Genomic DNA, 12,469 nt, shown 5'->3' with positions numbered 1-12,469 from the left:
TGGTGTCAAATTATTATTATTTAGACATCGAGTCTAAATAATAATAGTGCTTACATCTCCCACTTATAGAAGATGGGAGACTTACGCACTAATGGTTAAAATCTATCTAATTTTCCCCTTGCGTCTACTGAGTGCTTAGTTCTTGTATAATCCTTCTGATCGTCACTAATGCTTAGAATTAATATCAACCCTATAATGCCAAAAATCAAACCAATAATTCCCCATAGGAGAGGGTTGCGATTTCTTTTCTTTGCGATTCTATAACAAAGTATAGTAGAGAAAATTCTAACTACTATTAAATAAATATTGAAACCCATCTGAGCATCATCCTTTCAAAATAGGAATAAAAAACTAATAATACAATATATGGTAATTTAATTATATCATATAATTAAATAAGTCATCAAATAGATGGAGCATGAATCTAATATCAAAATAGTAATATTAGGATAGTAAAAGAAAGTTTGTGGTGCTAAAGAACTATTTTGTAAAAATAAAAACTATAAAATATTGAAAATTGGACATCTTAGATAAATAGAAAGGAAATGTGACAAATTTCTACAAATTAAACCTATTTACAAATAATAGAAATGTGGTACAATTAAATTAAACATAAATAGATTTACGAAAATTTACTATTGTTGGTAATGAAAATGTGGACAAAATCAATATCTCACATAAGTTTTAACAATCTTGACATCAAATGTTGACAGATTTTGAAACTTCATTCTGTGTTATTGTTGGTTGGTTCACTTTTTTTATTATAATAAAGTGCACTTTGTTAAGGAGGTGATATTATCAAGGAGAAAATAACAAAAGAATAGATAGTAATAAGAAACATTAGGGAAGTAAAAAAATTTTCTTGATTATTTCTTGAGTGAGGTGTTAAAAAATTATATTAGAGCATGAAAAAAGGAGATCATCCTTGGGGAAAATTTAGCGACCACTAAAAAATCCAAAGAGTAACCTCCTACTATCTATAATAACAAAATTTTACAAAAAATCCTATGGAAAAATTATTATAATAATGTAACAATTAACTTTTATATTAAATATTGTATCTATTATATTTAAAAATACATCTAGATAGAAGTAATTTAGAAAATTAGGATACTTAAGAGAATGAGGAAACATGATTAGATGTTAATACCTTAAAAAAATAAAAGGAGAGATATCATGAAAAAATTATTAGTTTCTTTATTAATATTTATGTTAATCCTTAGTACATTCTCATACAGCTTTGCTGGAACAGATCCTAATCTTAAAGAAAAGAAAGAAGCTCAATTGAATGCATTAGATAAGTTGCAAGACAAATTAGATAAGAAAACAGATAAAATAGATATTAAATGGGATATTGAAAAGGGAGTTCCGAGATTAGTTAATGGTAAACTTTCGGACAAGCCTTTAAAAGGTAAAAAAGACATTGAAGGTTTCTTGAAAGAAAGCAAAGATTTATTCAAACTTGATGGAGATGATTTTGAAGTTATAAAAGTTACTGATGATAAGCTTGGAATGAAGCACTATAAAACTCAATACACAATTGATGGAATACCTGTTTATGGTGGAGAAATGATAGTCCATTTAGATAAGAATGGTTATGTTTATAGTGTGAATGGTAAAGCTAAACCTACAATTAAAACTAAGAGCTATAGCAAAGATGTTGAGTTAAGTGAAAAAGAAGCTATTAAAGCAGCAGAAAAGACTCTTGATGTAGAATTACTACCATATGTGGAAAACAATAGCCTATCTACTCAATTAGAAGAAAAAGCAGTAGATGAACCAAGATATACAATTGAACCAAAAGCAAAATTGTACTTGTATGAAGTTAAAAATACTTGGAAGCCTGTTTATATAGTTGAATTATCATTTGTAAACCCATATCCAGCTTATTGGCACATTTATGTTGATGCAGAAACAGGAAAAATAATTAAGAAAAATAATGAAATTAGATTTGATGGAGCAACTACTGGAACAGGTATAGGTGTAGCTGGTGATCAAAAACAACTTAACACTTATCTATCTGGTGGAACTTACTATCTATATGATACAACCAAAGCAATGAGTGGTCAGATTAGAACATATACAGCTAATTATGGAAGTTCTATACCAGGAAGTTATGTAACAGATAGTGATAACTATTTCAGTTCATCAGAACAAAGAGCCGGTGTAGATGCTCATTATTATGCAGGTATGGTATATGACTACTATTATGATGAACATGGTAGAAATAGTTATGATGATAATGGCGCTTCAGTAGTTTCTTCAGTACATTATGGATCAGACTATAATAATGCAGGATGGACAGGATCTCAAATGATTTATGGAGATGGTGACGGAAGTCTATTTGGACCATTCTCTGGCTCTTTAGATGTTGTGGCCCATGAATTAACCCATGCAGTTACAGAATATAGTGCTGATTTAGAGTATCACAATCAACCAGGAGCATTAAATGAATCATTTTCAGATGTATTTGGTGTAATTATTGAAGGAGATACAAGTGATTGGTTAGTAGGCGAAGATTGCTATACACCAGGAATCTCAGGAGATGGATTAAGAAGCATGAAGAACCCTGAATTATATGACCAACCAGCTCATATGGACGATTACGTAAATCTTCCAGATACACAAAGTGGTGACTGGGGCGGAGTTCATACTAATAGTGGAATTCCAAATAAAGCATTTTACAATATAGCTTCTGAAATAGGTTTTAATAAGAGTGGAGATATTTATTATAGAGCTCTTACACAATATTTAACTTCAACTTCAGACTTTGAAGATGCAAGAGCAGCATTAGAGCAAGCAGCTATAGATTTATATGGATCTGGAAGCACTGAGCATGAAGCAGTTTCTGATGGATTTGCTGAAGTAGGTATAGGTTCCTCTGGTGGTGGATCAGGAGATACTTTCGAACCAAACGATTCATTTAGTCAAGCTTATGGTTCGTTAGCAAGTGGTAATGTATATGAATCTTATATCTATACTTCATCAGACGATGATTACTATTATGTAAATATGAGCAGTACTGGTAATTTATCAATTTCACTAACTAACTTGCCTGGTGACTATGATCTATACCTATACAATGCAAGTGGTACTAGATTAGCTAGATCTTGGAATGGTGGAACAACTAGTGAGAGTATATCTTATAATATAACTAGTCCAGGAAACTATTACATTATAGTAACAGGATACAATGGTGCTCATAGTACTTCAACACCATATAAGTTAGAAGCAAACTACTAAGATATTATATTTAATATAGAATCATATATTAAATAGTCCTCTTTATAAGCCCCAAAGGATTTGAAATCCTTTGGGGCTTGTTTTTAGAATCTTATTCAAATATATAAAAGGCTTCAAATTCCTTGAGATTAATTAGGCTTTATAACTTTAATAAAATCAATATCTTCATCATTATGGTTATCAAATCTAGGTATATGTGTCTTCATGTTTTGCCCTTCAAAGTTAACAGTAGGCTCTAGTTGTGCAGTATTATAGGAATCTAAAACTATTTCTCTGATTTCCCATTTATTATCCCTTTTAGTGAATTCATATCTTTTATTATCAATTCTATCAGTTCTGTCATCAGAAAAATCTACGGGATAAAATTTGGAGAAAACAATCTGAGTATAGATAAACTTATTGTTTAGACTTTCATCATAATCTATATCATAAACCTTGGAAATCTTTATAGTAACCTTATCTAAATCTATTGCTTTTGTATCTTTATAGGTACTATTATACTCTTCCTCATTATATATAAGGTCAAATCCTTCAAAGTATTCAGAAAAATATTTTTTTGAGTCCTTTATTTCTTTTTCATATTCTTCGAAAGTAATTTGCTTTCCCCTAAGTTTTAGATTTGCAATCTCAATCTTTTCAATAATACTAATAAGATCTTTCTCTCTATTAGGAGAATCATTCAAAGAGCATGATGATATTAATAATGTTAAGATTAGTGTTAATATTATTATTTCCACTGTCTTTTTAAATTTTACTAACATGTTATACCTCCTAAAAGTAGGTAAATGCTTGCTTAGAAGAAATTAAATATATTAAATATTCTTTTTTATCATAAGTTAAATGAGGAAATAGCATATTCACAAATTAAATATATTTTTGCAAGATTTCATTCCAGATGAAAACAACTTATTCAGTTGATTTTTCCTCAAATAATAGTTTTTTTATTATATGTTTTAGTATATTTATTAAAGTTTATCACAGCATCAATTGTTTTACAAAGTTTTACATTAATTATAATTTTATCTATAGTTAGTTTCCAACTGCAACTTATGAGGGCTCTTGTTTCTCTAATTAATAAATAAAACATACTTTTGCAATATGTGATTAAATCATATATAATAAGAAATACTTAAAATTAAATATTACTCTGTATAATGTTGGCGATATGGGCTGAAAGTTTCTACCAGACTACCGTAAATGGTCTGACTACAGGGGTTTATTGTATATACCAAATTATTATTACAATATGATATTAATGGTATTAGTATATGCATAGCTTTAACTCCTGTCATTTAGATAGGGGTTGTTTTGTTTTTTGAAAGATTTTAACTAATTATATTAAATAATATTGGAGGTATAGAAATGGACTTATTAAAGAATAAGATAGTTACTGAAGGTAGAGTTGAAGGAGAAGATATAATTAAAGTTGACAGCTTCTTAAATCATCAAGTAGATGTAGAGCTTTTAAATGAAATTGGTAAGGAATTTAAGAGAAGATTTGAAAAGGAAGAGATAAATAAAATACTAACCATAGAGGCGTCAGGTATAGCTATAGCATGTTTAGCAGCTCAGCATTTCAATGTTCCAGTTGTTTTTGCAAAGAAAACGCAATCTAAAAATTTGGACAAGGATGTATATGAAACAGAAGTATTCTCTTTTACAAAAGGGATACATTATAAGGTTAAAGTATCTAAGAAGTACCTAAATTCAGACGACAAGGTTCTAGTTCTTGATGATTTTTTAGCAAATGGGCGAGCAGCTCTTGGATTAAAGGATATCGTAGACCAATCTGGAGCAAATCTAGTTGGTATTGGAATAGTTATAGAGAAGTCATTCCAAGATGGATGTAATCTTCTTGCTGAAAAGGGTATTAGAGTAGAGTCCCTAGCTAAGATAAATGGTGTTGAAGATGGCAAAGTTATATTCAAATAAATATCAAAAGGTTAGGTGTATTGCATATTTAACAATTTAATATATTTTCCCGAGATTTCATCTAAGGTAGGAATTATTGATATAGTCATTTTTTATTGGAATCAATATTAAAGAGGCTAAATAAAAGAGTTGCTAGAATATAATTGTATATAGATTTTAATATGCAGTTTCCTCAAGTACTAACCTCACTTAAAGCACTAACATATAAATATTTTGATAAAAAATACTATTAGAATAAAAAAAATCAATTGACAAATAATATACTTGATATTATAATAATCATTAATAAAAAGCAGAAATTAATAATTTTTTAAAGACAGTGAAGAGAAGAGTAGATATGGTAAAGAGTTTTAGCGAGTCGGTGATGGTGAGAGTCCGATACGAAGACTATATTGAAGAACATCTCCGAGTCTCTAACCGAAATCCTTTGAGAGTAGGCTTAGACGGTTTCACACCGTTAAAATGTGAACAGTATGTTTGTACTGGTTAAGATGGTCATTTTATGACAATTAGGGTGGTACCGCGATAGTATAGTCTTTCGTCCCTTCGTGGGGATGAAAGGCTTTTTATTATGCTAATATTTAGTATCCCTTTGGAAAGGATATTAAAATAAAGAACTAATAATAGAAAATTATTAATAATATAAGGAGGTAAAGGAAATGAAAATTTCAACAATCAAAAGTTTTTACAGAGAAACAGAGAAGTATATTGACCAAGAAATTAAAATTTCAGGTTGGGTAAGAACTGTTAGAGGATCAAAGAAATTTGGATTTATTGAAGTGAATGATGGAACATTTTTTAAAGGAATTCAAGTAGTTATTAATGATGAACTAGAAAACTTTAAAGAGCTTACTAAATTATCAATAAGTGCAGGAATTACTGTAGAAGGTAAGATAGTAGAGACTCCAAATGCTAAACAACCTTTCGAAATTCAAGCTTCAAGTGTAGTTCTTGAAGCAGATTCAGAGTCTGATTATCCATTACAAAAGAAAAGACACACATTTGAGTACTTAAGAACTATCGCTCACTTGAGACCAAGAAGTAATACGTTCTCAGCAGTATTTAGAGTTAGATCTCTATTATCCTTTGCAATTCATAAGTTCTTCCAAGAGAGAGGCTTTGTATATGTAAATACTCCTATAGTAACAGCAAGTGATGCTGAGGGTGCTGGAGAAATGTTTAGAGTAACAACATTAGATATAGAAAATCTTCCCAGGGATGAAGAAGGAAAAATAGACTTTTCAAAGGATTTTTTTGCAAAGGAAACTAATCTTACTGTAAGTGGTCAGTTAGAAGCAGAAGCTTATGCTTTAGCATATAGGCAAGTGTATAACTTTGGTCCAACTTTCAGAGCTGAGAATTCAAATACAACTAGACATGCTGCAGAGTTCTGGATGATGGAGCCTGAGATAGCATTTGCTGATATAAACGATAACATGGATTTAGCTGAAGACATGCTAAAATACATTATAAAGTATGTTCTTGACAATGCTCCAGAGGAAATGGAATTCTTTAATAAGTTTATAGATAAAGGACTACTAGATAGGTTACAAAACATAGTGGATTCTGAGTTTGTTAGAATAACTTATACAAAGGCAATTGAGATATTGGAAGAATCAGGTCAAAAATTTGACTTCCCAGTTAAATGGGGAATTGATCTTGCTTCTGAGCATGAAAAGTACCTTACTGATGAAGTGTATAAAAAACCTGTATTTGTAACTGATTATCCTAAGGAAATCAAAGCATTCTATATGAGATTGAACGATGATGGAAAAACTGTTGCAGCTATGGATTTATTAGCTCCTGGAATCGGAGAAATCATAGGTGGAAGTCAAAGGGAAGAGAGGCATGATGTTCTTGTTGAAAGAATGAAGGAATTTAACATCCATGAAGAAGACTTATGGTGGTATTTAGAGCTTAGAAAATATGGTGGAGTTAAGCATGCTGGATATGGTTTAGGTTTTGAAAGAGCAGTTATGTATGTAACTGGTATGAAGAACATAAGAGACGTTGTTCCGTTCCCTAGAACTGTAAAGTCAGCAGACTTTTAAGTAAGAGTATAAAAATTAATAATTTTACCATTTATCCCTTGACATAGGAAAATATATTTGCTACAATTAGCAAAATAAAAGAATATATTGCTTTGAAGAGAAGTAGTAGATAAATATGACTTTCAGAGAGCTGTCACTTGGTGTGAGACAGTAGTTTATAGTTATCGAACTCGTCTCTGAGCTGTTAAGGTGAAATTTTAGTAGTCTTAGCCGGTTAAAACCGTTATATTATTTAAGAGAATAGTGATATCTATACTTATTACATTGTTTAGTGTTTGTGATAGTAAGAGATACATAGTGGATAAATCACTATTAATTAGAGTGGTAACGCGGACCTCCGTCTCTATATGAGATGGGGGTTTTTTATTTTTAATGCATTATTAAAGAGGAGGTAGAGATATGAGTAAGGCTTATAATACAAGTCTAATTGAAAAGAAATGGCAAAAGATTTGGGATGAAAAAGGCACTTTTTATGCCAGTGAAGACACAGACAAACCAAAATACTATGCATTGATTGAATTCCCATATCCATCAGGAAAGGGACTGCATGTTGGTCACCCTAGACCTTATACAGCTTTAGATGTGGTGGCACGTAAAAGAAGATTAGAGGGATATAATGTACTATATCCAATGGGATGGGATGCATTTGGATTACCAACAGAGAACTATGCTATTAAGAATAAGATTCACCCAAGAATAGTTACTGAAAATAATGTTGCCAAATTCAAACAACAGTTAAAATCTTTAGGATATTCCTTTGATTGGTCAAGGGAAGTAAATACAACTGACCCAGAGTACTATAAATGGACTCAATGGATTTTTCTAAAACTATTTGAAAAGGGGCTTGCGTACAAGCAGGAATTTCCTATTAACTGGTGTACTGATTGTAAGATTGGACTTGCTAATGAAGAGGTTGTTAATGGAGCATGCGAGCGTTGTGGCGGTGAAGTAGTTAGAAAGATAAAAAACCAATGGATGCTAAAAATAACTGAATACGCTGAGAAACTAATTAAGGACTTAGATTTAGTAGATTATATTGATAGAGTTAAGATTCAGCAAACTAACTGGATTGGTCGTTCAGAAGGAGCAGAGGTTGACTTTGAAGTTGCAGGTAAAGGCGAGAAACTAAGAGTATTCACAACTAGACCTGATACTCTGTTTGGAGCAACTTATATGGTTATATCTCCAGAGCATCCGATGATAGAGAAATACAAAGATGATATTAATAATATGGATTCCATAATAGAATACAAAGATATGGCTAGTAAAAAGTCAGATTTTGAAAGAACTGAATTAGTAAAAGAAAAAACAGGAGTAGAGATTGACGGACTAAAAGCTATTAATCCTGTTACTGGTAAAGAAATACCAATTTGGATTTCAGACTATGTGTTAATGTCCTATGGTACTGGAGCTATTATGGCAGTTCCAGGTCATGATACTAGGGACTGGGAATTTGCTAAGAAGTTCAACCTTCCTATAATTGAAGTTGTTAAGGGTGGAAATGTTGAAGAGGAAGCCTTCACAGATATACAAACTGGTGAAATGATTAATTCAGACTTCTTAAATAAACTAAATGTTGAAGAAGCTAAGAAAAAAATTACCGATTGGTTAGTGGAGAAAAAATTAGGTGAAAGAAAAATTAATTATAAACTAAGAGATTGGGTATTCTCTCGTCAAAGATATTGGGGTGAGCCAATACCATTAGTTCACTGTGAAAAATGTGGATGGGTTCCTGTACCAGAGGAAGACCTACCATTAACATTACCAGAGGTTGATAATTATGAACCTACTGAAAATGGAGAATCGCCTATAGCAAAGATTAGAGACTGGGTAGAAACAACTTGTCCTAAATGTGGAGGCAAAGGGGAGAGAGAAACAGATACTATGCCTCAATGGGCTGGTTCATCATGGTATTTCTTGAGATATACTGATCCACACAATAATGAAGAGTTTGCTAGCAAAGAAAGTCTTGAATATTGGCTTCCAGTAGATTGGTACAACGGTGGAATGGAGCATACAACCCTTCACTTGCTTTATTCAAGATTCTGGCATAAATTCCTTTATGATATAGGTGTAGTACCAGTTCCAGAGCCTTATCAAAAGAGAACATCCCATGGAATGATTTTGGGAGAAAATAATGAAAAAATGTCAAAATCAAGAGGAAATGTAGTAAATCCTGATGAAATAATAGAAGATTTTGGAGCAGATACATTAAGAATGTATGAAATGTTCATTGGAGACTTTGAAAAGAGTGTACCTTGGTCTATGAATGGTGTTAAAGGATGTAGAAGATTCCTTGATAAAGTATGGAAGCTTCAAGACATGGTGGTTGATGGAGATGAATACTCTAAAGACTTGATGACAAATATGCATAAGACTATTAAGAAGGTAAGTGAAGACTTTGAAACTCTTAAGTTTAATACTGCCATAGCAGCTTTAATGTCACTTATTAATGACTTTAATAGTGTAGGTAAAATTACTAGAGGTGAAATGAGAACTTTCCTAATCTTATTAAACCCAGTTGCGCCACATATTACAGAAGAACTTTGGGAAATACTTGGATTTGAAAATATGATTTCTGATCAACAGTGGGCGAAATGGGATGAAGACAAAACTGTTGATGATGAAATAGAAATGGCAGTTCAAGTAAATGGAAAGGTTAGAGGAACAATAGTAATAGCTGTTGATGCTAATAAGGAACAAGCTAAGGCTAAAGCTATGGAAGATGAAAATATTATGAAGCATATAGATGGAAAAACTATTGTCAAAGAAATTTATGTTCCTGGTAAGATATTTAATATAGTTGTTAAATAATCATTTAAAGTTATTAGTATTTAGATGATTGTAGAAAACATATTGTATATTAGAATAGGATGATAAAGAGACTCATACAAAGGGAGAACTTAAAGATTTAAGTTCTCCCTTTTTGTCCGTGAAATTCTAAAAATATTATTTTAATTTTAAAAAGTTAGAAATGAATTGACATATACAAAAAAATATAAGCAAAATAATTGATATATTACATAAAAGTGGAAATTATGCAACGTATTATTATATAATCATATTATACTAAATCTATAGTGTATACGGAGGGATATAAATTATGGTCTTAGTTTTTATTGTTTAATCTTTATTTTTTGAAATTATAGTCATTTTAATGAATTTTTACATAAAAGAATTTGTATTTGGAAGTCTTCTTGTTATTTCTTATCAATTACAGGTAATAATAAATTTAATGAGAAAGTCTGAAAAACAGTAAAGTTACATATATGTTCCGTTTGGAGGGATAGAATGAAAAAGATTATTATAGTTTTAGTTTTTATTGTTTTGATTGTCAGTGGATGCGGTAACTCAAATATAGAAGATTCAGAGAATATTTCTGAAGTTGAGGCAGGAGATAAATCTATAACTAGAAAGAGTCCAAAGGAGCTAATTAGAAAGTTTAAAAACTCCTATCCTAGTGAGGAAATTATTTATCCTGCTGAAGAGGAAATAACTGATATGGACAATGATGGATATAAAGATGTTTTTTTAATAACAGGATCGATTAATCCGAAAATTTGGTATGTACCATCTTATGGAGAAATTGAGCTTTTACTAGAAGCTTGGGGAAGTTTTAAATCTGCAAATATCTTAGATATAGGAAACCAAAAACATCTAGCTATAATGTGTACAAATGATCCTTCCATAACTCAAGTATGGGTATTTAATATAAAAGAAGATAAACCAAATCAGATTTTTACTTCAGTTTCAAATCAATCAATAAGAATTAAAGATAATGGCTTTAATCTAGTTTTTGTTGAGCATGATGATGAAGGAAAGAGTGTATTAAAGGAAAGTAGATACATTTGGGATAAAGATAGAGATATATACACTAAAACTGAAATAGAAGTTGCAAATAACGATAAAAGTAGTAAAGGATCAGACTTGAATAATGATAAAAATCCTTTAGAAGATAAAGATATAAATGATGATCCTTCTATATTTGATAAATATTATGATTCTTCTTTGGGTAAATATGGCTATAAGAATGAAAAAGGTGAAATAATTATTCAACCGTTATTTAATTATGCTGGGAAATTTTTTGAAGGAGCCGCTATAGCGTCAAAAGAAAATGAAAAATATGGCTTTATAGATAAAAGTGGAGATTGGATTATAGAGCCTATATATGATAATGCAAAAGAGTTTAGTGAAGGTTTAGCAGCTGTTTTGTATAGAGATAAATGGGGATATATAAATCAAGATGGAAAGACTATAATTGACTTTGAATTTGATGAAGCTAATAGATTCTCAGAAGGATTAGTGGCAGTTAAAATAGTTAGTGATTGGGGATATGTTGATAAGGAAGGTAATATTGTGGCACAACCCCAATTTGATACCCATAATGAGTTTAAAGATGGTAGAGTAGATGTAAAAATTGGTGGAAAGCATGGAGTAATGAACAAAAATGGAAAAGTTATATGGGACATTGTAGATACATATAAAGAGGTTAGAGTATTTCCAGAAGACAGTCTTGATAGTCATCCTGAATTTAAAGGTTTTTATGAAGAATTCATAACAGCCTTAAAAAACAAAGATGTGATTTATTTATCTAAGCATATTAGTGATGAAATACAATTTAACTTTGAATATCCACTAAGCAAAGAACAGTTTTTAGACTATTGGGATTTAAAAGAGAATCCAAATGAGTCTAGATTGTGGCAAACAATGCAAGAGACGTTAGTCGCAGGAGGAGTTTTTAAGGATGAAAATAAATTTATAGCTCCATATGTATTTGTAAATTTCCCTGAGGAATTTGATCCACTTTCATATGGGGTATGTAAAGATAATAATGTCAGTGTACATATCGAGCCCAATAATAATTCAATGATAATGAAAAATTTAGACCATTTAATCGTAAAGGTTATAGATTGGAATGTACAGGTTAAAGATAAAAATGGGAAAATAAATAAATGGCTTAAAATACAATTGCCAGGTGGAAGCAAAGGATATGTATATCCAGAAGATATAATTAGCCCAGTTGGTTACAAAATTCAAATTTCTAAAGATGAAAAAGGAATATGGAAGATTGATTTCTTCATAGCTGGGGAATGAATCAACAGTAAAAGATACTTAAGTGAAGAATTTGCATATTAGGATTTTATACAAAAATATACTTAATTTGTAAATATGCAATTTCCTCAAGTAACATCTGAATATAAATTTGTAAGATAGAAAAAGAGTTTTTACTTATTAGTGAGGAC

7 protein-coding genes, 1 riboswitch and 2 other annotated features are annotated in these 12,469 nt (G+C 30.7%); of the genes, 5 read left to right on the top strand and 2 right to left on the bottom strand.

All coding sequences use genetic code 11. From position 1 onward, the window contains the following. Nucleotides 1–95 precede the first annotated feature (95 nt). Nucleotides 96–317, bottom strand: coding sequence for a hypothetical protein (locus JMO20_RS19805; protein WP_202711583.1), 222 nt, complete (start codon nt 315–317; stop codon nt 96–98). Between the two features lie 859 nt (nt 318–1,176). On the opposite strand from JMO20_RS19805, the gene JMO20_RS19800 reads away from it, so the two are divergent. Next, a complete protein-coding gene (locus tag JMO20_RS19800; protein WP_202711582.1) occupies nt 1,177–3,243 on the top strand; it encodes a M4 family metallopeptidase in 2,067 nt (688 codons plus the stop codon). 128 nt (nt 3,244–3,371) lie between these two features. On the opposite strand, the gene JMO20_RS19795 is transcribed toward JMO20_RS19800, so the two are convergent. Then, nucleotides 3,372–4,004, bottom strand: coding sequence for a hypothetical protein (locus JMO20_RS19795; RefSeq protein ID WP_202711581.1), 633 nt, complete (start codon nt 4,002–4,004; stop codon nt 3,372–3,374). 366 nt (nt 4,005–4,370) lie between these two features. Then, nucleotides 4,371–4,472: riboswitch (purine riboswitch) on the top strand. A 133-nt stretch (nt 4,473–4,605) separates the two neighbouring features. Here JMO20_RS19795 and JMO20_RS19790 point away from each other — a divergent pair. From JMO20_RS19790 to JMO20_RS19775, 4 genes are all read left to right on the top strand, one after another. Further along, entirely contained in the window at nt 4,606–5,175 is a 570-nt protein-coding gene (locus tag JMO20_RS19790; protein WP_202711580.1) for a xanthine phosphoribosyltransferase, read from the top strand. A 310-nt stretch (nt 5,176–5,485) separates the two neighbouring features. Beyond that, nucleotides 5,486–5,724, top strand: a binding site (T-box leader). 110 nt (nt 5,725–5,834) lie between these two features. Continuing rightward, the gene (asnS, locus tag JMO20_RS19785; protein WP_202711579.1) at nt 5,835–7,226 is read left to right on the top strand and encodes an asparagine--tRNA ligase; all 1,392 of its coding nucleotides are present in this window, start codon (nt 5,835–5,837) and stop codon (nt 7,224–7,226) included. An 83-nt stretch (nt 7,227–7,309) separates the two neighbouring features. Then, nucleotides 7,310–7,574: a binding site (T-box leader), on the top strand. A 51-nt stretch (nt 7,575–7,625) separates the two neighbouring features. After that, nucleotides 7,626–10,040, top strand: a complete 2,415-nt coding sequence (gene leuS, locus JMO20_RS19780) for a leucine--tRNA ligase (RefSeq protein WP_202711578.1) — start codon at nt 7,626–7,628, stop codon at nt 10,038–10,040. 477 nt (nt 10,041–10,517) lie between these two features. Then, on the top strand, nt 10,518–12,320 hold the full coding sequence (locus tag JMO20_RS19775) for a WG repeat-containing protein (RefSeq protein ID WP_202711577.1): 1,803 nt from the start codon (nt 10,518–10,520) through the stop codon (nt 12,318–12,320). The last annotated feature ends 149 nt before the right edge of the window (nt 12,321–12,469 follow it).

Origin of the sequence: Sporosalibacterium faouarense, assembly GCF_016765695.1 — a bacterium.
Lineage (GTDB): Bacteria > Bacillota > Clostridia > Tissierellales > VENL01 > Sporosalibacterium > Sporosalibacterium faouarense.
Note: the sequence above shows the minus strand (reverse complement) of the source record. Positions and strands in the feature narration are given on the sequence as shown.

What these genes read in the sequence shown, in the direction of transcription:
- JMO20_RS19805 (WP_202711583.1), bottom strand. Translation starts at nt 317, where the DNA reads ATGGGTTTCAATATTTATTTAATAGTAGTTAGAATTTTCTCTACTATA.
- JMO20_RS19800 (WP_202711582.1), top strand. Translation starts at nt 1,177, where the DNA reads ATGAAAAAATTATTAGTTTCTTTATTAATATTTATGTTAATCCTTAGT.
- JMO20_RS19795 (WP_202711581.1), bottom strand. Translation starts at nt 4,004, where the DNA reads ATGTTAGTAAAATTTAAAAAGACAGTGGAAATAATAATATTAACACTA.
- JMO20_RS19790 (WP_202711580.1), top strand. Translation starts at nt 4,606, where the DNA reads ATGGACTTATTAAAGAATAAGATAGTTACTGAAGGTAGAGTTGAAGGA.
- asnS (WP_202711579.1), top strand. Translation starts at nt 5,835, where the DNA reads ATGAAAATTTCAACAATCAAAAGTTTTTACAGAGAAACAGAGAAGTAT.
- leuS (WP_202711578.1), top strand. Translation starts at nt 7,626, where the DNA reads ATGAGTAAGGCTTATAATACAAGTCTAATTGAAAAGAAATGGCAAAAG.
- JMO20_RS19775 (WP_202711577.1), top strand. Translation starts at nt 10,518, where the DNA reads ATGAAAAAGATTATTATAGTTTTAGTTTTTATTGTTTTGATTGTCAGT.